Here is a 20,517-nt window from a genome sequence, read left to right on the forward strand (position 1 = left end):
ATCCAAACGAAACTGCCTAGTCGTCGGGGGTGTAGTTCAGCGCGCCGCAGTTCCAGCAGTCCCATTCGTCGGGGACTTCGACCAGGTCGCAGCAGTCGCACCCCACGCCGTGAACCACGCAGTCTTCGCCGCAGCTCCAGCAGGTGTAGTGCAGGTGTGCCATGCCCTTGTCCTTCCCCGGGTCTGTGAGGGGCCCGACAAGAGCATGCGTCAGATACCGGCGTTCTGCGGCTGCGTTGGTGAAACTGGTGATCAGAGGCTGGAGAGCAGCCCGGCGATCGAGGCGATGCCGCTGTTGATGGCCGGGGCGAGGCCGGTGGCGGCGAGGGTGAAGCCGAACAGGGTGCAGGCCACGGCTGAGCCGGCGCGGACGTATCCGCCCTTGACCAGGACGGCGACGATGATGCCCAGCAGCACGGCGGCGGAGATGGAAAGGGCCACGGCGGGTGGGTCCTCCTTCGGGAATCGGTGGGGCCGGCCGCGCTCGGGCGGGCCGGCCCCTGGGGGATGGATGGGGTGTGATCAGGCGTCGGTGAGGCTCTTGATGGCCTCCAGCGCCTGGCGGGGAGAGGCGACCTGCTCGGAGCGGCGGCCGCCGCTCTTGGAGCCGCGACCGCTTCCGCCCTTGCCGCCGCCTCCGCCGCCGCGCCGGCGGGAGCGGCCTTCGCCCTCGTCGTCCTCGTCGGGCTCGGGCCAGAACTCGCCGGGCCGCACGGGCTCGTTCCAGTCGAACCACAGGCCGCGCTTCTCCAGCTCGCTGATCTCGTAGTCGGTGAGCCGGTTGACCTCGTCGGGGAACAGCTCGGCAAGGTCGGTGTCGAAGTCGGCGTACAGCGACCGCATGAGCACGGCGCGGCCGTTGTCGAGGACGATGACCGCGACACCGCCGGTGGAGACGCCGTTCTCCGGGTCGGCCTCGCCCTTGATGGCCCGCTCGATCGCGGAGCCTTCGCTGCGGGAGTAGCGGGCGGGGATGGTCGGCACGTCGTACGGGTTCTCCATGGTGCCCTCCGCCGCCTTGCGGGTGGCGCCGGGCGAGCCCATGTTGAAGATGACCGGGCGGCTGTTCTGCCGCAGGTTGTCCTTCATCTCGGTGGAGAACCCGTTGTGCGCGAACGGTGACTGACCGGCGGGGTTGAAGCCGATGCCGTACTTCAGGCCGGTGACCGTGAGGTCCTCGCCGTCCTTCTGGATGAATTCGCCGAAGTCCCCGTCCTGCGCTGCGGTCATGAACTCATCCGCGTACACGTTCAGCTGCCGGTAGGGGCAGCGCGGGTCGCCCGGCTTGTAGTCGTGCGGCTGGCCGTCGTGCGGCCAGGGCATGTCCGCCCTGATCTCGCACAGCGCCTTCGCCGCCCGCAGCTGGCGTGCCATCCACAGGGCGTTCGAGCCCTGCCGGTCGATGTACCGGCCGAGGACGGTGGTCTTTTCGTCCTTGCGGACGGTGGACAGCCACACCACCTGGCCGTCCAGGGACTGGGCGGCCATGTTGATCGCGAAGAACTGCGTCTTGCCGGACCGGCTGACCCCGAGCGTGAGGCCGTGGGCTGCGGCGTTCTTGTCGTGCTGGTACACCATCGTCTTCACCGGCTGGCCGGTGATGGTGAACCCGCACACGTACATGCCCTTGGCGTCGGGGGTGAGCAGCTCGCGGGTGGCGGGGAAGATCGCGGACAGTGGCGGGGTGTCGAACGCGCTGATCAGGAACTCCGAGCCGTCGATGAGGACGAACACGCAGGAGTCGTCCTCGGGCAGGTTCAGCGCGCGGCAGACCTTGGGCAGGTCGATGCGCGGCGACTCGGTGGAGTCGGCCATCCTGGCCCGGTAGAAGGTCACGCCGCGTTCGTCGTCGCGGGTCTTGTGGACCAGCTCGGAGCCCGGGGCGCCGCCCTTGGGACCGGCGACGCGGTCGATCCAGCGCTCCTGGTCGGTCGGCTTGGTGCGGCGCCGGGCGTTGGCCTCGGGGGTGATGCGGGCCTCCATCCAGGCGGGGCCGCCCTGGCGGCCGGGCTGGGCCGGAATGTCCGCGAGGACGACGTCGCTCGCGGGCACGGCGAAGACCGCGCCGACGGCTTCGGGAGACAGGCCGGTGATCGGCCGGCCGGTCTCCGAAGCGCGCAGCAGCAGGATCATGTCGTGCCGCATGCCGGGCATCCGGGTGGCCTTGACGACGTGGGTGCGGGCGGGCATCCCGGCGCGCTCCCACATGATCCGCGCCTCGCGGGTGAGCATGTCGGCGCCGTCGTCCGGCTTCGCCACGGTCGGCTCCGCAGCCACCGCGGGCGCCGGCTGCGGGGCGGGGGCCGCGAGGGCGGGCCGGTGGTTGCGGCGGGCGTGCCGGGCAAAGGGCAGCACGAAGGAGCCGGCCGCCGCCCAGGTGGCGGCGAGCAGTCCGTCCAGCCAGTACGGGCCGAAGCCGCCTGTGTGCCCGGCGGCGACGTCGACGGCGGCGGCCAGGACCAGCGGCGTCCAGCGCAGGATCTTGCGTCCGGCGCCGGGCTCATCGCTCTTGCCCGCGAGGATCCAGCCGCCGATCCCGGCGGCGCCGGCCAGCTGCACGACGGTGTTGACGGGGCTGTCGGGATAGAGGTTGGGGGCCACGGCCAGCACGGGCGCGGCGAGGGTGTAGGCGAGGCGTTCGAGCGCGACACTGCGCGGCGTGGACACCGGTGGGCTCCTTCACAGAACGGGCACGGGCGGCCCCGCAGATCGCGCGGGGCCGCCCGTGGCAGGGTGGTGGGGGAGTGGGGGTCAGCGGTTGAAGAAGCCCGGCCGGGGCGTCTTCTCGCGCCGACCCGAGCGGATGTCGTCCAGCGCGCCGTAGAGCTTGGCGTGGGTGCGCCGGGTCTGGTGGGTGAGGTCGGCGGTCTCCTGGGCGATGTCGGACAGCGTGCCGACCTCTCGGGCGGCGCCGACCAGGGCGAGGGCCACGCTGACCGTCAGCCGGATGAACTTCGGGTCGAGGTCGGCGTTTTCGATGTCGGTGACGACGTCCTCGGTGTGGGCGGCGTTGCCCTTCATGTCACGGCGTAGTCCCTCCAGCTCGAGGGCGGCGTCGTCCATGGCCGAGCTGAGCTTCTTCAGCTTGGCCTGAACGGCCTTGTACCGGTTGTCGTCGTCGGCCGGGATGGGCGCCGTGCTGCTGGTGTTGCGGGGTGCGAGGTCGCTGCTCATCGGCGGGGTTCCTCCGGGGGTCAGTCGTGGTGGGCGGCGGCCGACGCGTGCTGGAGGCCGGCGTCTTCCTTGGCGGCCATGTCCTCGCCGTAGATCCGGGCGACCATCGCGGCGGCGAGCTTGGCTGCCTCCCGGGCAAGGCCGCACTGCTCGGCACAGCGCTGGGCCTGCCTCTTCATGCGGGCCGCAGAGTCGGCCAGGTCCGTGATCAGGTCGGTGACCTCGGTGGAGATGTTGTGGTCGCTGACCAGGTCGGCGGCCATCTCCCGCAGGGCGTCGGCGACCTTGGCGAGGGCCTCCATCAGGGCTTCGGCGCGCTCCTGGTCGGAGGCGGCCCTGATGGCGGTGTTCGCCATCTCCATCAGGTACTGGTCGAACGTGATGTCCGTTCGATGCTGGACACCGAGGCCGCTGTGCCCGGACGGCCTGCTGACTTGCGAGCTGCTCACGCTGTTCCCTTCCGTGCTGGTGGGTCGGCTGGTGCCGGGCCGAGCCGTGTGCTTCTCCGGCGCCGGCGGCAGGCCCTTGGCGCCGGTGGTCACGGCCGCGGGCTGGTCGGGGACGATGTCCGCGTCCACGATGTCGTCCTCGCCCTTGGCGGCGGGCTTGGGCGGGCGGGTCTCGTGCTCGGGCCACTCCACCGTCGGGGTGGAGTCCTCCGCACCGAACGGGCTGTCCGCCGGCCGCTCGCGGCGCCCGGTCCGGCGGGTCCGGCGAGGACCGCGGGTGCGGCGACGCCGCCCGGCCCTGTCGGTGCCGGCGGCACGACGGCGCCGGAACCGGCGGCGCTTCTTCTTCGAGCCGTCAGACGGCTCGTCAGCGGACTTGGAGTCCTTATCCGGATCATCGGATGCCTTGTCGCCCTTTCCGGCGCCGAAGGCCCCGTCAGGGCCGTCCTTGGCGTCCTTCTCGCCCTTGCCGTCGGTCTCCTTGTCCTTGGCGGTCTCCTCCTTCGCCTTGTCCTTGGTCAGGTTGACCTTCTCCGTACCGGCTTTGCCGTCCTTGGCGGCCTCCGCGTCGGCGCGGCGCTTGTCCCAGCGGCGCTGGGCTTCCTCGCCGACGGCCTTGCCGAAGGTCGTGCGGTCCGGCTCGGAGGACGCGGCGGCCTCCCGCTTCGCCTTCCGTGCCGCGTCCCGCTCCGCCCTCTTGGCCCGGCGGTCCTCCCACGCCTGCTGCCGCTGGGCGCGGGCCTGGTCGCGGTCCTTGGTCCGGTCGGCGACACCGGCGGCGTGACCGGCGGTGCGCCGCTCCTGCCGTCCGGCCTGCCGGGTGCCGGCGCGCTCCTGGCGGCCGCGGGCCCGCTCGGCACGGGCGTTGGCGGCTGGGCCGTGCTGGCCCCGGCCGCCGTCACCCTTCGAACTGCCGCCGCCGCTCCGGTGGGAGCTGCCAGAGCCCGCCTGAGAGCCTTTCGGGCCCCCGGCGGTCCCGCCGCGCCCGGAGTTGGGTGTACGGCCGCCAGCGGAGCGGTCAGAGCCCTTCGTTCCGCCCTTGCCGCCACCGCTGCCCCCCGACGATCCGGAGCCGGAACGCCCGGCGGTCCCGCCGGAGTTGGAGCCACGCGAGGAGCCGGTCTGGTTCACTCCCGAGCCGGAGCTGCTGCGGGACGGCCCCGTGCCGCCTCCGCCGCCGCCGGCCTTCGAGCGGCCCTTGTCCGCGCCCAGGCCGGAGCTGGGCGACTTCATGCGGTCGGCGTCCGCCTTTCCGCGCGCCGCCGCCTTGTCGCCCTTCGCTTTCATCATCGCGGCGTGGAGTTTTCCGTTCTGCTCCATCATCGCGACTTCCTGCGCGGTGCGGCCCTCCAGCAGCGCGGCCTTACGTGCTATTTCGGCCTCACGGAAGGGCGCTTCACCCTCGTGAAGCGCCCGCGCCCTTTCCAGCCGGAATTCCAGCCAGTCACCGAGACGGTCAGCGAGAGAACGAGGCTGCTCGTATTCGCCTTCCTCGTATTCGCCGTCGTCTTCGCCGGTTTCCGGTGCCGTAATTCCTTCCGAACGCAGCGCCGTAGCCGGGTCCGGAGCAGCCGGAATCGGCGGCAATTCCATCGTCGTCTCCTCCGGGCTCTCCGGGGGAGCCTCCGGAATGTCTTCCGGCGGGGGAATGGTGTCGATGAAATCCGGGATCGGCGGCAGCGCGTACGAGGAATCACCGCTCCAGGGGCCATGGACCAGGGTTCCGCCGCCGGCCTCGTCGGAGTCGTCGGACACGGTGCACCTCCCTCCAGGGGGACTTGACAGACAGTGGGGTCTCGTGTGCACGCGCGTGCACGTGCACGTGTGCACGCTTTACGCGCGCTAGGCCCCGCCGGAGCCCGGCGGGGCCTTCGTTGGTGACGCTCAGTTACGCGGGCCGTGCTGCTTCAGGACGGTGTCCGCGTACTGCATGAGGTGGTCGAACAGCCGCGGGTCGCCCGCCTGCCGCTTCTCCAGGACCAGCTTGAAGAGGCGGCAGACCAGCGTGAACGCGGCGATGACATCGCCGCGACCGGCTTTGACTTCCTTGGTGATTTCGGACCGAGTAAGGCGGAGCCAGAATTCCATCCGGCCGATTTCTCCGCGACTCTCGATCGCCTTGCGCTCTTCTTCCTGCAACCAGCTCATCCGCCCTTGAATGGAGCGTTCGACGCTGGTGAGGGGGCGCGTCACGCCGACTCCCTGTTACCCATGTCGTAAATCGACGTGGGACCACCATAGCCGAGATTCTGACTCTGCGCACCCTGCTGTGGCGGATTGGGCGCGGCCTGGAGCGGATGCGGGTTCTTCTTACGCTGCCTTTCCAGCTCTTTTTCCTTTCGCTTTCGGGCGGTATTTGCGACCGCCTCATCGTGGGCGCGGCGCTTGTAGGCGCCCTTTTCGAGGCCCTTGGTGACGGCCTCGACGTTCTTCAGGACGTCCTTGAATGCCCTTTCCACGGGCTGCGCGCGCAGCCAGGCGTCATAGAACCGGTCGCCCTCGACGTGGGTGTCGCGGCAGTGGACGCGGATCTCCTGGGCAAGGGTCTCCAGGTTCTTGCCGATGTCCAGCAGGACCCGCTGAACGTCGGCCAGGTACCGGGCGGTCGCCTCCGGGTTCTGCGCGACGTCGCGCAGGGGCGAGTAGTTCGGGTCGTTGCTGTTCATGCGAGAAGACCTCCAGGTCTCGGGGTTGAGGAGGGGGGAGTCCGTGGTCCCCGAGGCTGTTGCGCGGGGTTGGGGTGGTAGTCGGAACGAACCTCGCCCGCACCGCTTCCCGGGTGGGCGCGATACGGGCGAGCGGCCTGCCGGCCGTGGCCGCCACCGGTCCGCGCTCGGTGGGCGAGCGCGAGCCGGTGGCGACCATGAGCGGCAGGGGTTCTGCCAAGAGGGTGAGCGCGTCGGCGCTCACCGGGCGCTCACCTACGCGCCCGGGGCGGCCCCTTCGACCTGAGCGCGCAGGCGCTGAGCGGTCGGGCGGGAGACCGGCTTGTCGGACAGGCCCGCGTCGGTGAGCGCGTCGCGGATCTCCCGCCACTCGGGACGGCGCCCGAGCTCGGTGTAGAGAAGACGGATACGAGCGTGGCGGCGCTCGGTAAGCGCCTCCGTCTCGCTGCGCGTACGAGCGTCCTCCGCTCGCTGAGCGCCGTCGTCCTCCGTGACGCGCTCACCCTCGTGAGCGCCGGAAGTGAGCGCCGGGCGCTCACGCTCACCGCGAACTTCCCCGGAGGCGAGCGCGCTCATGTCGGGGTGAGCGTGCTCGGTTTCCTCCCCGAGCTCGATCGTGTGAGCGTCCTCGGGGGCGAGCGTGTCGGCGAGCGCGGCGGGCGCGCTGCCGAGCTTGAGCGCCATCCGCTGCTCCAGCGGAGCCTTCCAGCGCCACAGCAGACCGTGCTCCTCACGCAGCCGCGCTCGGATCCAGGTCTCCTGCTGGAGCCGGGTGAGCGCGTCCTCGTAGGAGGTGATCTCCCACAGGATCATCCGGCGGCGAAGGCGGGCGGTGGGGATCGGGGCGAGGATCCAGCGGGAGCGGCGCACCGTCTCCATCCGCTTCTTGCCGGTGACCGCGCCGATCCGCGTGGCGTACACGTGGGAGGCGATCTCGGAGAAGATCACCCACAGCAGGGTGAGGGCGGCGTGCCCGAGGCGGCCCGACGCGGAGTCCGCCGCGTTCCAGTTGAGATAGACGGTCACCGCCGTCAGCGCCCTCGGTACCCAACGGATCCAGCGCAGTTCCATGCCCATGCGGATCAGGACCAGGTTGGCGCCGGTGAACGCCGGGATGGCGACGTCGATGCCGACCGGCAGCAGCCACGGCCACTCCCAGCCCCACCCGGCCGCCTTGGTCTCCAGCGCGGTGTAGGAGGAGAGCAGACCGAGGGTGGAGACGACGGCGGCCGCGAGGACGATCGCGACGACCAGCACCAGTTCCTGCCCGGACAGCGGCGGCACCCCGCCGGCGGGCCGGGCGTCGGCCCGTGCCTGGCGGCGCTTGGCGCGCGATTCGGTCCGGATCTCCCGGCGGCGGGCCCGCTGCACGGTGCGCTGCGTCGCCGCCTCCATAACCCGTTCGGCCTCGGCTCGGGCCTGCGCGGCGGCGGCCTGGTCGGCCGTGGCCTTCGCCGCCGCCTCCCGGGCCGTCTTCGCGTCCGCTTCGGCCTGCTCACGCAACCGGGCGACGTCCTTGTCGGCGGCGGCCCGCAGCTCCTCAACGGAGGTGCGGGCGTCGTCCAGGGCGCGTTCGGCGTCGGCACGAAGGCCGGCCGCCACCTTCTCCGCTCCGGCCCGCACCTGTGCGGCCTGGTCGTCGGCGCTCTCGCGCAGCCGGTCGGTCTCGCCGCGCGCCCGCTCCAGCACCTGTTCGGCGTCGGTGGTGGCGCGGGTGCGGGTCTCCGCTGCGGTGCGCTCCGCAGCCGCGAGCAGCTCGGTGCGCTTGGTCTCCGCGTCGGCGAGGGCCTTCGCGGCGGCCTGCGCCGCCTCGGTCTTCACCTGCTCCGCCTGCGCGGCCGCCGTGGTGGTGACCTCTTCCGCCTGGCGGCGGGCGTCGGCGAGCAGCTGCTCGGCAGCCGCCTTGGCATCGGTGAGGACCTGGTCGGCCTCGCCGGTCGCCGTCGTCGTGACGGTGTCGGCCTCGAGGCGTGCGTCGGCAAGCAGCTGCTCCGCCTTCGCTTCGGCGTCGGCGAGGACCTGCTGCGCGTCGGCGGCCGCGGTGCTCGCGGCGTCGCTGCGGACCTGGTCCGCGTCGGCCTGGGCGGCGGCGAGGACACGGGCCTGCTCGGTGGTGGCCGCCTCGGTGATCAAGGCGGCCTCGGTGCGCGCGCTGTCCAGCAGTTCGGCGGCGCGCTCCTGGCCGTCGGCAAGGATGCGGGCGGCGTCGTCGGCGGCCTGGTCCCGGAGGTCGGCGGCGCGGTCGGCGGCGTCGGCCAGGTGTGGGTCGGCCTCCGGGTACACCAGCGGGGCGGTGTCCTCGGGGGCGGCGGCCCGGGCGGGGATGGAGGCCGGCGGGGCCGGGGCCTTGGCGCGCCCGTTGGCGCGGGGCTTCGCGGCCGCGGCGCTCTGGCGCCTGCGGCGGGTGGCGGTCTTGGGGGCCACGGTGTTGTTCCTCTCTTATGCTCCGGCGCCTCCGTGCAAGAGGTCACCGCGGTCGGCATCGGGTCGGTAGGGTCGTGACCAGGCCCTCCGAGGCCCCGGCAGCTGATATGCCGGGGACTCGGAGGGCCGTCTGCGTCGGGGGCAGGTGGTCAGCGCTGGGCAGGCAGCGCGGCGGCGTCCTGCGCGAGGTGCTGGCGTAGCCAGGCGACGGCGGCCGGGGTCATCGCCCCGGTGTCCGGCTCGCTCAGCGGCGCGGCGTCGATGTCGCGCATCGCGTCGGCCGGCGGCAGCAGCCGCATGTAGTCGGGGTCGATCCCGGCGCGGGCCCGGTTGCCGCTCAGCTCGACCAGGTCGTAGAGGACCTTGCCGGTGTCGGCGTGCCGCCAGGACCGCTCCACCCGGCCGACGAAGGTGTGGCCGGGCTTGCCGAGCCAGAACCGTTCGACGTCGCGGAACAGGACCATGTCGCCCTTGGTGTAGGTGACCGTGGGACGGGTGACCTGCGTCTGGGGCTGGGTCATGTGCTCTCCTCACATCGCGTGCACCGGCCGGGGCCGGTGGGTCCGGGGCTGTCCGGCTCCCCGTCACCGCCCGACCCGGCCGCCGGAGGTTCGGCGGGCAGCGCGGGCGGATCAGGCAGCCGTCAGACCGCGGCGAGAGGGCGGTGCGGGGCGACGACCCGGCCGTCAGGAAGCAGCTCGCCGGTGTCCTCGAAGAGCACGACGGCGTTGCACAGCAGGCTCCAGCCCTGCTCCGGGTGGCCGGCCACGACGACGGCGGCCTCGCGGTCCGGGCTGTCGGCCGTCGGGCATTTCGGGGTGTGCGTGCACAGCGAGTCCGGCAGCCGAGTGCCGGTGACGGTCGTGGTGGTGCGGTCCATGAGCTCTCCCGGAGAGGAAGGGAGCCCGAGGCTTTCCCGGGCTGGAGACGTGCGAAAGACCGGCCGCCCGTCGTGCGGACGGCCGGTCGATGGCAGTGCTGCGGGGCGGGCCAGACCTTGCCCGCCCCTCCCGTCCAGCGGTCAGGCGCTGGCGCGCTTGCGGGCGGCGCGGCGCTTCATCCGGCGCCGGTCGTCCTCGTCGGTGCCGCCCCACACGCCCTGCTCGTTGCGGTCCAGCGCGCCCTGGAGGCAGCGCTCGATCAGCGGGCAGTGACCGCAGACAGCCTTGGCCGCCTCCTTCTGGAGCAGGTCGGCGGCCGACTTCTCACCGGGAAAGAACAACTCGGGGTCCTCGTCGGCGCAGGCCGGACGGGACCCGTCGGGCTCGGCGGTGAAAATGGCGCCGTAGCTGTACCGGGCGGTGCGTACGATGGTGTGCACAAGGGCCTCCCAGAAGGTCCGGTAGTAGGAAGCAGCCCCGGGGACGCACCCCCGGGGCTGTTCTGTGTGCCGACGCCCGGCGAGGCGCCGGGGGAACAACTCGGTCAGCCGCGGTGACGCTTGAGGTAGGTGTCCTGCGCCCGCTGGAACGCGGCCCAGATCTCCTGGCCCTCGGGGCAGCGGGACTCGTCGGTGCAGGTGGGACAGGCCGCGCGGTGGTCCTGGTGAGCGCGGTACGCCTTCATGTAGCGCTGGTAGAGCGGTGATTCAGGCACTGGGCATGTCTTTCGAGCCGGCGGGTCGGGTGGAAGTCGGCGACGCGGTGGCCCGCCTCCCACGCGGCGGCCGCGGCCATGGCGGCGGCCGCGAGGAGCAAGCGGGTCAGGGGATGAGCGGCGCCGATGCTGGCGGCGGCCCGGGCGGCGCGGTGCTGCGCCGCCCGGGCCGCCTGTATGAGGTGCGGCATCAGCTGCCGAGGTGCTGGCAGGCGCTGCACACCCAGGCCATTCCCGTACCGGCCGGCGCCGGGGCGGTACCGAAGCGGCCGCCGCACACCTCGCACTGCAGCGTGGTCCCCGCCGTCGAGGGCGCAGGCGCCGCGGACGCGGGCGGGCAGGTGGCCGGGTCGCAGTCCCACCGGCCGCACAGCGGGCAGGAGTCGTCGGCCATGACCGGCCGGTGCAGCACCAGGACGGGCTGCCGCTCAGGTCCGTTGACCGGACAGCCCCGGAAGGTCAGAGTTCCGGGGCTGTCGCCGTGGCCGGCCGTCAGGCAGCGGCGGCGTACGGGGGCCGGCCGGGCCGCAGCAGATAGTCCTCGTTCGTCCAGACCATGCCGACCGCGTGGGGCTGGCCGTCAGGGCGGAGGGTGTCGCGGACGATGACCGCCCAGCGGGCACTGTCCCGGCGCAGCAGCCGGGCAGCCTCCGCCGGATCCGTGATGAGCGCCAGGACCTCGTAGCGGCCGGTGACGTTCTGATAGATCGCGCCCGGGTAGCGGGGGCCGATCTCGGTCTCGTCGGCGACGGTCGGCACGGAGACGATCCTCGGCAGCACCCTGGCGTCCTCGGGCTCGTAGCCCTTGGAGGCGTCCTCGCGCTCGATGTCGTCGATGATGCCGGCCGACGGCTGCACCACCTGGCGTGTCATGCTCTGCTGCATCAGGTCCTCCGAGTCAGGTCCTGGACAGCCCCAGGGCCCTAATCCCTGGGGCTGTCGCGTTCACTCCCCAACTGGGGAGTCGGCGGCCGCCGTACGAGCAGCCACGGCCCCGGCCGCCCTCGTATAAGGGGCGGCCGGGGCCGTGGTCGATCGTCCGGGCGGTCAGCTCATGCGGCGTTCGGGGCGAAGCGTCGTGAGCGGCACCGGCGGCGCACCCAACGGCTTGTCACCGGCGGGCATCTGCTCACGACGGGTGTCCACGTCACGGACCGCGGACTCGACCGACGCCCACCGCATCTTGCGCACCAGCCAACGGCCATCGCCGGGCTCGCCATCGGCCATCAATGGCCGCTGCGCGGCGATCTGGCTGACGGCCGGGGCGACCGCGACCTTGGGCTTGCGCCGCACGGTGGTCCGGCGGCGGTGGCCGGTCTCCGCGTGACCGTCCTCCAGGCGCTCCTGCCATGCCCGGACCGTGACGTCGACCGTGACCAGGCGGTTGCTGCCCAGGCGGCACCGGACGGCCGCGTCCTTGCCCGCGCGGCCGGTGTCGTGCGGCACGATCTTGGGGCTCTTGGTCCCGAGGCCGGTGATCGGCACCCACGTCCCGCAGTCGGGGCAGACCAGCGACACGCAGGCGGGGCGCAGGTCGTACTGGTGGGGCCGGAGGGTAGAGAGGGCCAGCGCCGGGCGAGCGCTGACGGTGCGGGAGCGGGTCCGGCTCCGGCGGGGCCGGGCGGTGCGCTCAACGGTTGAAGCAGACATCTGGGACTCCTCACGGACGGAGCGGCGGGGGAATCGTCGCGATGCTCTCTCCGCCCTCCGGGCCGCACGGCACAAGGCCAGCGCCCCGCAGGACAGACAGCGCACAGCGCTGCGACGTGCACACAGTGGTCGCGGCCGTCAGGCTCCGGGGGAGTTCGATGGTGCTCTCAACCCCGGCCACCCCGAAGGGCGGACGACTACTGCAGTAGTACTGCGGTGGCGTAACCCCTACTCAACCGAGCGTTAGAGCTATCGCTATCGCCTAGTAGAGACCACACCGGACTGCTGCGTCAATAGCGATAGCCCTATTCGTGTCGATCGGTTGTGCTGGCACATCGCCGACTGATAGAGCTAGCCCTAGAATCAGATCCGCGCAGCACTCTGAAAGGTGGCTCCGATGCCCGTCTCGTATCGCGACATCGCCGCTGACCTGCGACAGCAGATCAGCGAGGGGCGATACATGCCGGGCGACAAGCTGCCGATGCTCACCGAGCTCCAAGCCCAGTACGGCGCTGGCTACCAGACCGTGCGAAGCGCCATCTCGCTCCTGGAGCAGGAGGGGCTGGTCGTAGCAGTGCGCCGTAGAGGGACCATCGTGCGTGAGCGTCCTGAGAAACGGCGCATCACCCGCTCCCGCCAGGTCTTCCGCGACGAGGCCGGCTACTACTTCGACCCCACTGCCCAGCCCTGGATAGCCCTGGAGCCCCCCACCCTGCGATGGGGCATCGTGCCTGTCGATCTTGCTGCCCTCATGGGACTCGCAACCGGATCCGGAGTTCTCGTCCGCGATCGCGTGATGGGCGACCCCGAGACCAGAAAGCCGAAGCAGCTTGCCACCAGCTACCTGCCGGCCGACCTTGCTCGAGGAACTCGGCTCGCCCAAGCCGACACCGGACCAGGAGGCATCTACGACCGTCTGGAAGAGATGGGCCACCGCCCACTCCGCTGGAGCGAAAGCGTCTCGGCCCGCATGCCCTCGCCCGAGGAGGCGGAGGCCTTGGACCTTCCAGCCGACGTCGGCGTGCCGCTCCTGCGCGTAGTGCGGGTAACAACATCCTCCAACGGCGATGTCGTCGAGCTGAACGACACCAGAATGAGCGCCGAGGAGTTCGAGATCGGCTACACCATCCGACGCCACGCGAGTGCTCGACTCGCTGACGACGACGGAAACGGAGACGGCGACGACGACCACTGACTGCACCCCACGTCCTGATCGCTGATCTGGTGAGGGCCATCACACTCGGGTCAGGCAGGGTCAACCATCACAACGGCTTGTCGAAGCTCGTACGCACCGCCATTCACACGTTTTCAACATCCGCGTATACATGCGATTTGCAGCCCGAGCCCTAGGCTCGCGGCCATGACGATGACGGAGGGGCAAGGGGTGGGGAGGCAGCGAGCTGGGTGGAGGCCGGACCGACTGCGAGAGCAGCGCGAAGCCCACGGACTGACCCTGGAGAAAGCTGGCGAACGACTCCGAGAAGTCGCTGAGCGAGCCAAGCTCAAGGGCATTCCCGCTGCGAATCCGCAGACCTTGTGGCAGCACGAGCAGGGGGAGGTCTACCCCGGGCCGCACTACCGACGCGCCTACTGCCTGCTCTATCGCGCGACCGAGCCGGACCTTGGCTTCCGCGCCGCGCTGCCAGGGGAAGAGACGTCGTTCAAGATCACGCCGATGGAAGACCGCATCAACGGCGCGCACGTCCTGGCCGTCGAACGGGTCATCCACCGCATCTCACCCGGCAGCGATGACGCAGGGCACTTCGTTCTCCAACAGCGCATCATCGACGCCTGGAAGCGAAGGCACACCGGAGGTGACCCACATCGCCCCGTCCTGATCCTGGTCGGGGGATACGCCGGGAGCGGCAAAACGGAGCTGGCAAGGTTCTTCGTCCAGCTCACCGGTTGGCCGCTACTCGATAAGGACCCGCTCACACGGCCGCTGGTGGAACGGCTCCTGGTCGCGTTGGGCGGCGACCCGAACGACCGGCACACCGAGCTCTACCGGGAGCGTGTCCGGTCGGTGGAGTACGACTGCCTCATGCAGTCAGCCATGGCGAACATCAAGTGCGGGATCAGCACCGTGCTCTCCGCTCCGTTCATCGCGGAGTTGACCGACGCAGCCTGGATGCAGCGCCTGACCAACAAGGCCGCGGCTATGGGCGTGGACGTCTTCCCGGTGTGGGTCCGCTGCGATGAGGAGTCGATGCGGGAGTACATCACCTTCCGCTCCGCTGCCCGGGACGCGTGGAAACTCCAACGGTGGGACGAGTACATGGCGACCATCGACCTCGAGCTGCGCCCGGCGGTGCCGCACCTGGTGGTGGACAACCGACTGGGCACTGCCGTGAGCCTCGCGGACCAGGCCCGGCAGGCAATGGGGGCGATGCACACGTGAATCCGAAGCAGGGCGTGATCCTGTACGGCCCGCCGGCGTCGGGCAAGGACACCGTCACCACCGCGCTCACCGAGCTGCACTCGAAGTACACGCAGTTCGCCCGACTCAAGGTCGGGACCGGCAAGTCGGCCGGCTACCGGATGGGCACCGCTGAGCAGCTGCGCGAGCTGGAGGCTGCGGGCGACGTTGTCTACGCGAACGCGCGGTACGGCAACACGTACGTGATCGACCGGCCCGGCGTCGACGCCGCGTTCGCGGCCGGAGTGCCCGTGGTACACCTCGGGCAGGTCGACGGCATCCGGACGCTGCTCGACGGCTATCCGGCCGACTGGTCGGTGGTGCTGCTGTGGTGCCCGCGCGAGGTGACCGAGCAGCGGTCGGCGAGGCGCGGCGACAGCGACACCGCGGCGCGCCTGGCGGCGTGGGACGCGACCCGCGAGGACTTGGACGCGCACCCGGGCATGGTCTGGGACCTGACCGTGGACACCACGGCGTCGGCGCCACAGGACGCAGCGCGGCTCATCGACCAGCTGCTGGCGCAGCGGGCAGGAGCAGCGACGGCATGAGCGCTGGCTACGGCTGGGCGAGTCGGTCCAAGGCGTCGGTGAGTGTGAGCTCGGCGTCGTCTTTGGCGTCGTTCCACCGTGCCAGCGTGGACGCGGCCGCGCGCAGCATCTCCGGCGGGAGGCCGACGGCCGCGAGCACGTCTGCGGCTTCCTCCAGCTCCGGTCCCCACCGCCACGCCCGGGCTGCGGTTTTGGCGACGTACTGCGGCTCGGACAGGTACGAGTCCGTGCGCCGGGAGGCGACCTCGATGAGCTCCTGGTCGACGCCGTACTCACGGGCCATCCCTACCGCGAGGGCTACCAGCACCCTGCTCGTCTTCTGGAAGCTGGCGTACGACAGCTTCAGCGCGGACGCTTTCCCTACCTCCGTGCCCAGCACCGCCGTGCGAACGGCAGTGCCCGCGAACAGCGTCTCGATCCGTTCCGTCGCGGGTACCGCGCCAGACAGGTACAGGGTCGGCGTCTTGCCCCCGACCGGTGGGGAGCCGACGACACCGCCGTCCACGACGGTCGTGTCGGGTTCGAGCAGCTCGGCGATCCGCGTCGCTCGCTCGGGGTTGATGGCGTTCGCCTCCACGTACACCCCGGCGAAGCGGAGCCCGGCGACGTCGCGGGCCAGGTCCTCGGCGGCGGCCGGCGGACAGAGGCTGATGACGATGTCACTGCGGTCCAGCAGTTCGGCCAGCGTGGCCACGGGCGTCAGCCCGAACTGGGTGGCGCGCTCCACGGACGCGGTACTGCGTCCGGTCTCGCACCACAGGACGTCGGCCGCGTTGGCTGCGGCGCAGGCGGCGACGGCAGCGCCCATGCTGCCAGGGTGGAGGATGCCGACGGTCGGCTGGTTCACGGTGCTACTCCGTTTCGCTCTCGTTGAGCAGGATGGTGATGGCGTCGGTGACGTCGACGACGACGTGGTTCGCGGCGGGAAGTCCGTCGGGCCAGGGGCGGCCGCGCAGCCAGATGGTTCGCAGGCCTGCCTGGTGGCCGCCGCCGATGTCCCCGATCGGGTTGTCCCCGACCATCCAGCCGCCGTCAGCGAGGCTGACGCCGCAACGGGTGGCCACGAGTTCGAAGAGGCGCAGGTCCGGCTTGCGGATCTCCAGGTCGCCCGAGACTGCAACGCCGTCAGCCCGGGAGGCGAGCCCGGTCCTGGCGAGTTTGGCGCGCTGGATGTCGCCGGCCCCGTTGGTGATGATGCCGATCGTCCATGCGGCCGCGCGAAGGCGGTCCAGGCCTTCAAGGACCCCGGGGCGACAGGTCACAGCGGCCGCCATGAGGTCGACGTACTCCTGCCACAAGTCTGTGGCCGACGCCTCCAGACCAAAGGTTTCCCGCAGCCGGGCGAAGTCGCCAGCGGTCGCACGGTCGGCCAGCTCGGTGCGCAGCCACTGTTCAGCATCTGCAGGGAGCGTGCGGGAACGGCAGAGGTCCGTCAAGGCACCGTCGAGCGCCGACTGCCGGTCGACCAGAGTCCCATCGAGGTCAAGGAGAGCAAGTTTCTGCACGTCACCGACCGTACCTGTGCGGATGGTTATCTTGAGCTCGTGCTCCCGGCGGCGACACGTGATGCCGAGGGCACCGTGGGCAGCAGCAGGCGGGTACAGTGGCTTTGATCGTTGATCAAAAGAAGTGGCCCCGTCAATCGCCCTTGAGTAAGGCGAGAGGGGCCACGTGGCCGACGGACCTTGTAGGAGGGGTCCGAGAGCCTGCCGAGCACCCTTTTCGCAGAAGGAAGGTGCCGACGTGATCAGGGTACCCGTACCTTGCACCCGACACACCGCACCCCGCCGTGGGTTCAGCAGCCATGCCGGTTGCTGGTCCTTCGACGAGGCGCTTGTGCTGTCCGCAGGCACACCGGTCCGCGCCTCGGATGAGGGGGCCGGGATGACGTAGTCGTCTGGGGCGGCGCCCGTACGGGTCTTCGTGCCGCCCCGGGACGCTCAGCCAACAGGTGATTGGGAGTCACCTCGGCTCAGCGCCCATCTGCCACCGGAGAGGGCTTGGGAGGCCCCTCCGAAGGGATTGCCCACCCGGTTGGGAGCCGGATTGAGCAGTTCGAATCTCGGTTCTGTGACAGGAACCCGAAGCTCACTAGGGGCTTCGTCGTGCTGTGAGGCGAGCCCCACATCAGGAGTCATTGTGCATGACTGTCCTGCGGGTTGCCAGCTTCGGCATGCCCGCACATACCGGTACTACCGCGCAGAGCTGGCATATCGCCGCACGGTCATGGCCGACATCACACTGCACCCGGGCACCGGAATCACTGGCATCGCCGTGTCCGTCGCCTGGCGATCGCACGGGCGTCCTGGCAGAGACGTCCCGCCCCACGGGACGGGTTTCACGATTCTTCGGCGCCTGACGGGAGGATCGGCTGCAGTCGACTCCGGCCGTCCTCTGTCCACAGGCAGTCCGCGCGAGGCTGCCGGAATGATCCCTATCAACGTTCCTCCAGCCGGGCGGGTGAGCGCCGGGCAGGTGCGGCTGTCGGCGACGCTCACCGGCAGCCTGAGCTGCCGGTCGTGTGGTTGTGCGGACGCAGGACGGTCAGCCTGCCGGGGCCCCCACCTTCTGTTCCACGAACGCCCATTGGCCTCCCGCTGCCGAGTACGGGGTGCCGGGCGGAACTGTCATGTGCCTCACAAAAAGCGGCGTGGTGGCAGGTTCCCCGCGTCCACGGTGTGCCGCTCGGGCTCAGGAGTGTTCCTGTGATGGCGCAGGCGGCGGTCGCCGCGTTGAGCCACCCCCGACAAGAGGTCACCGCGAACTCCGCCAGCCAGGCACCGGGCGGGAAAGCTCGGCTGCGGTCCGTGCTGGTGTCGAGCCGGGACGCTGGGTCAGCCTCGCAGCGGGCCGCGGGTCATCCGCTGTCGCTCGGTCGGGACACTCGCGCCCGTCTGGGCGGCGCGGTGCGTGCGCTGCTGGACCTGGCCGGCCTGGACGGTGCGCCGGACGCGGTGCGTCTGGCGGTGCTGGTGCTGGCGTCGCGGACGCCGTCGGAGACCGGTGTGGTGGAGATCCGCACCTCGGAGCTGGGCCGGTGGCTCGGGCTGTCGGCGTCGTACACGGCTTCCGTCGTGGTGCCGGGGCTACGCTGCTCGGGCGTGGTGTCGGTGAAGACTGCGCCCGGCGAGTACGGCCAGCCAGACGGCCTGAAGTGCAAGGTGCTGCCGTTGTGGGCGGCGCAGGGTGTGGTCGGGCACCCGCTGAACCTGTCGAAGAAGGAGTACGCGACGCTGCTACGGCTGATGGAGGCCGTGATGGCGCCGGGGTGGAAGCACCGGGACGGCCGGGTGACCCCGGCCGGGCTGATCGATACGCGTACCGGTCGGGGCGCGGCGACGGACCGGCTGGCGCTGCTGCTGCTGGTGCTGGAGGCGCGGGAGACCGGGCGGGTGCGGCAGTGCGGCGGGATGGTGGACACCAAGCGCGGCCGGGCCGCGGCGACGGTGGCCCGGCTGCTGGGCTGCACGGCGGCGGCGGGGGAGCGGGTGCTGGAGCGTCTGGAGGACCGGGAGCTGGTGCTGCGGGCGCGGCTGAAGACGGCCTCGGGCCTGTCGAACCGGTCGCGGTTGATGGTGCCGGCGGTCGCCGCCGCGCACGGCCGTACGGTCGCTGACGACGTCCAGGAGGATCGTGCGGAGGCCCTGGAGCCCGAGTTTTCAGACCCCGACGATGCGGCAGGGCCTGGTGAGGAGCCGGAGCTGGAGGTGGAACCGCAGGTCAGCGACGTGCCGGTGACGGATGTGGCGGATGTTGCAGAGCCCGACGTTGCGGCAGCCCTTCACGCTGACCACCCTTACCGGGGTACTCCTGTCGGTTCTCTTACTGTCTCTGGTGGTTTTTCCGGCGAAGGCCGTGGGGCTGAAGGCCGTCGGCCGGAGCGCGCGCACGGGCGCGAGGACCAGGCCGCCGACAGCAGGAGCAGCTCCGGGAACAGGGTGCTGATGGCCGGGGACGGCCCGCTGCGCGGGGAAAAACCGAAGGAGTCCCCGGTCGATGAGCGCGAGGGGCAGCGTGCTGCCGGTGCAGGAGCCAGTGGCCGGCCGAAGGCCGTCTGGAGCGAGAAGACGCAGCGCCAGCGGAGGACCAGCTCTCCGGCCGAGCTTGGTCTGCGAGTGGCTCTGGGGCCGGTGGCGGGGCTGTGGGAGCGGCTGTCGGGCTGGCAGCAGGACCAGGTCGAGGCAGCGGCGAAGGCGGAGTTGACCCGGCTGGCGGGTCAGCTGTTGCGGCCGGAGGCGGCACCACAGATGCTGGCCGACCGGCTCACCGACCGGCTGGCGGAAACCGGCGGCGAGGCGCTGGTTGACCGGCCGTATCCGTGGTTGATCCGGCGCGGTCTGGTCCAGCGGCCGGCCTGCTCGGACCCGCGGTGCGACGACGGGACCCGGCTGGACACACGCAGCGAGTGCCCCTCGTGTGCCACGGCCATCGCTGACCGCCGGGCGCTCCGGGCACGGGTCCGTGCCGTCGTGACGGCCGAGCAGGGCCAGGGACCGGTCAGTCGGGCCGCCTACGAGGAGCGGCTGCGCGCGCACTCCGCCCTCGAGGCAGACCGCGCACGTGTCCGGCACGCCCACGCTGCTGTCGAAGTGGAGCGCCGTCGCGCGGCCGTGGCCCAGCGGCGGCAGCGGGAGCAGGAGGCCGAGCAGGCCCGGCGGTGGGCGCCGTGTGCCGACTGTGGGCTCGTCGACGCGGCGGGGCTGTGCCCGCGCTGCTCCTGGACCAGGCATACGAATGTGCTGGTGGCGGAGGCAGTCGACTTCGCGGTGGCGGCGCGCTCCGCTCTCGATGACCCGACGGTGGTTGCCGGGCTGAGCGAGGCCTGGGAGGCCCGTATCCGGGCGCTGGTCACCGAGGGTTCCCGCGGGCAGGGCGGTGACGAGGTCATCGCCGCCTTCACCGCCGTGCAGGTGGCCGAGCGGGTCCGTGACGAGCAGCAGGCCGATGCGCTGCGCCTCCTGGCGGCGGGTCCGGAGGCGGAAGCGGAAGCGGCTGCTGTGCTCGCGGCCGAGCTGCGGCGCAGTCCCCGGCGGCCCGATGCCGCCCGGGTCGCTGCCGGGGCCGCCCGGCACCGGACGGCGAAGTACCTGCTGCGCCAAAAGCTCGGACAGCTGCGGGTGCTGCGAGCTCGGGCAACGGCCGACAAACCACACCGCCGGCCAAGGCGGTCAGACCTACACCCGGGCCTGACCTCTGTGTGAGCCAAGGTCATCCCCGCGAGCGCGGGGAGCAGCTGTCGTTCGTGGTGGTGTCGGCAGTCTCTTCGGGGCCATCCCCGCAGTGCGGGGAGCAGTTGCGCAGCGAAGCTCGGTCGGACTCCATGATGGGACCATTCCCGTGGGCGCGGGGAGCAGAGAGCCACGCGCGGCCCCCAGGTGTTGACGAAGGGACCATCCCCGCGGGCGCGGGGAGCAGACGCCGAACGGGCCCATCGCGACGGAGCTGGCGGGACCATCCCCGCAGGCGCGGGGAGCAGCCCGCGCTGACCTTCGCCCCGCCGAGCGCCTGGGGACCATCCCCGCAGGCGCGGGGAGCAGACGCCGAGGCGTCGCGCATCCTGGCCCGTCTCGGGACTGTCGCCGTTCCGTGAACCG

At 71.3% G+C, this 20,517-nt stretch carries 21 protein-coding genes; 4 read left to right on the forward strand and 17 right to left on the reverse strand.

Annotated features, from left to right (window positions below; translation table 11 throughout):
* Nucleotides 1-16: 16 nt before the first annotated feature.
* The 15 genes from J7I94_RS28345 to J7I94_RS28415 form a co-directional block, all read right to left on the reverse strand.
* A complete protein-coding gene (locus tag J7I94_RS28345; protein ID WP_215171468.1) occupies nucleotides 17-163 on the reverse strand; it encodes a hypothetical protein in 147 nt (48 codons plus the stop codon).
* A gap of 89 nt (nucleotides 164-252) precedes the next feature.
* Nucleotides 253-441: a hypothetical protein gene (locus tag J7I94_RS28350; RefSeq protein ID WP_215171470.1), complete on the reverse strand. Its 189-nt coding sequence runs from the start codon at nucleotides 439-441 to the stop codon at nucleotides 253-255.
* Nucleotides 442-522: 81 nt separating this feature from the next.
* Nucleotides 523-2,667: a chromosome segregation protein ParM gene (locus J7I94_RS28355; protein WP_215171472.1), complete on the reverse strand. Its 2,145-nt coding sequence runs from the start codon at nucleotides 2,665-2,667 to the stop codon at nucleotides 523-525.
* 84 nt (nucleotides 2,668-2,751) lie between these two features.
* Nucleotides 2,752-3,174, reverse strand: coding sequence for a conjugal transfer protein TraB (locus J7I94_RS28360; protein WP_215171474.1), 423 nt, complete (start codon nucleotides 3,172-3,174; stop codon nucleotides 2,752-2,754).
* Between the two features lie 20 nt (nucleotides 3,175-3,194).
* Nucleotides 3,195-4,946, reverse strand: coding sequence for an ATP/GTP-binding protein (locus J7I94_RS28365; protein ID WP_215171476.1), 1,752 nt, complete (start codon nucleotides 4,944-4,946; stop codon nucleotides 3,195-3,197).
* A gap of 561 nt (nucleotides 4,947-5,507) precedes the next feature.
* Nucleotides 5,508-5,816 carry a hypothetical protein gene (locus J7I94_RS28370; protein ID WP_215171478.1) on the reverse strand — a complete coding sequence of 103 codons (309 nt, stop codon included), beginning with the start codon at nucleotides 5,814-5,816 and terminating at the stop codon, nucleotides 5,508-5,510.
* Complete coding sequence (locus J7I94_RS28375) at nucleotides 5,813-6,289, reverse strand: hypothetical protein (protein ID WP_215171480.1); 477 nt, start codon at nucleotides 6,287-6,289, stop codon at nucleotides 5,813-5,815. The genes J7I94_RS28370 and J7I94_RS28375 overlap by 4 nt, the downstream gene beginning before the upstream one ends.
* 255 nt (nucleotides 6,290-6,544) lie before the next feature.
* Complete coding sequence (locus tag J7I94_RS39390) at nucleotides 6,545-8,713, reverse strand: DUF2637 domain-containing protein (protein WP_215171482.1); 2,169 nt, start codon at nucleotides 8,711-8,713, stop codon at nucleotides 6,545-6,547.
* A 149-nt stretch (nucleotides 8,714-8,862) separates the two neighbouring features.
* The gene (locus J7I94_RS28385) at nucleotides 8,863-9,234 is read right to left on the reverse strand and encodes a hypothetical protein (RefSeq protein WP_215171483.1); all 372 of its coding nucleotides are present in this window, start codon (nucleotides 9,232-9,234) and stop codon (nucleotides 8,863-8,865) included.
* A gap of 122 nt (nucleotides 9,235-9,356) precedes the next feature.
* A complete protein-coding gene (locus tag J7I94_RS28390; protein ID WP_285442743.1) occupies nucleotides 9,357-9,545 on the reverse strand; it encodes a DUF5999 family protein in 189 nt (62 codons plus the stop codon).
* 189 nt (nucleotides 9,546-9,734) lie between these two features.
* Nucleotides 9,735-10,034: a WhiB family transcriptional regulator gene (locus tag J7I94_RS28395; RefSeq protein ID WP_374198431.1), complete on the reverse strand. Its 300-nt coding sequence runs from the start codon at nucleotides 10,032-10,034 to the stop codon at nucleotides 9,735-9,737.
* A 104-nt stretch (nucleotides 10,035-10,138) separates the two neighbouring features.
* A complete protein-coding gene (locus J7I94_RS28400) occupies nucleotides 10,139-10,309 on the reverse strand; it encodes a hypothetical protein (RefSeq protein ID WP_215171487.1) in 171 nt (56 codons plus the stop codon).
* 190 nt (nucleotides 10,310-10,499) lie between these two features.
* Entirely contained in the window at nucleotides 10,500-10,703 is a 204-nt protein-coding gene (locus tag J7I94_RS28405; protein WP_215171489.1) for a hypothetical protein, read from the reverse strand.
* Nucleotides 10,704-10,801: 98 nt separating this feature from the next.
* Nucleotides 10,802-11,182 carry a hypothetical protein gene (locus J7I94_RS28410; protein ID WP_251075877.1) on the reverse strand — a complete coding sequence of 127 codons (381 nt, stop codon included), beginning with the start codon at nucleotides 11,180-11,182 and terminating at the stop codon, nucleotides 10,802-10,804.
* Between the two features lie 174 nt (nucleotides 11,183-11,356).
* Nucleotides 11,357-11,959, reverse strand: coding sequence for a hypothetical protein (locus J7I94_RS28415; protein ID WP_215171491.1), 603 nt, complete (start codon nucleotides 11,957-11,959; stop codon nucleotides 11,357-11,359).
* Between the two features lie 397 nt (nucleotides 11,960-12,356).
* Between J7I94_RS28415 and J7I94_RS28420 the strand changes: the two genes are divergently transcribed.
* The 3 genes from J7I94_RS28420 (at nucleotide 12,357) to J7I94_RS28430 (ending at nucleotide 14,923) form a co-directional block, all read left to right on the forward strand.
* Nucleotides 12,357-13,154, forward strand: a complete 798-nt coding sequence (locus tag J7I94_RS28420) for a GntR family transcriptional regulator (RefSeq protein WP_215171493.1) — start codon at nucleotides 12,357-12,359, stop codon at nucleotides 13,152-13,154.
* Between the two features lie 165 nt (nucleotides 13,155-13,319).
* A complete protein-coding gene (locus J7I94_RS28425; protein ID WP_215171495.1) occupies nucleotides 13,320-14,357 on the forward strand; it encodes an AAA family ATPase in 1,038 nt (345 codons plus the stop codon).
* Complete coding sequence (locus J7I94_RS28430; RefSeq protein ID WP_215171497.1) at nucleotides 14,354-14,923, forward strand: guanylate kinase; 570 nt, start codon at nucleotides 14,354-14,356, stop codon at nucleotides 14,921-14,923. The genes J7I94_RS28425 and J7I94_RS28430 overlap by 4 nt, the downstream gene beginning before the upstream one ends.
* A gap of 7 nt (nucleotides 14,924-14,930) precedes the next feature.
* Here J7I94_RS28430 and J7I94_RS28435 read toward each other — a convergent pair whose 3' ends face one another.
* Both J7I94_RS28435 and J7I94_RS28440 read right to left on the reverse strand, forming a co-directional pair.
* Complete coding sequence (locus J7I94_RS28435; protein WP_215171498.1) at nucleotides 14,931-15,770, reverse strand: NAD(P)-dependent oxidoreductase; 840 nt, start codon at nucleotides 15,768-15,770, stop codon at nucleotides 14,931-14,933.
* 4 nt (nucleotides 15,771-15,774) lie between these two features.
* Nucleotides 15,775-16,428 (reverse strand): HAD family hydrolase, encoded by a 654-nt coding sequence (locus J7I94_RS28440; RefSeq protein ID WP_308114732.1) that lies wholly within the window; start codon nucleotides 16,426-16,428, stop codon nucleotides 15,775-15,777.
* Nucleotides 16,429-17,631: 1,203 nt separating this feature from the next.
* Between J7I94_RS28440 and J7I94_RS39055 the strand changes: the two genes are divergently transcribed.
* Complete coding sequence (locus tag J7I94_RS39055) at nucleotides 17,632-20,124, forward strand: hypothetical protein (RefSeq protein WP_215171507.1); 2,493 nt, start codon at nucleotides 17,632-17,634, stop codon at nucleotides 20,122-20,124.
* Nucleotides 20,125-20,517 lie beyond the last annotated feature (393 nt).

Origin of the sequence: Streptomyces sp. ISL-12, assembly GCF_018614415.1 — a bacterium.
Taxonomy (GTDB): domain Bacteria; phylum Actinomycetota; class Actinomycetes; order Streptomycetales; family Streptomycetaceae; genus Streptomyces.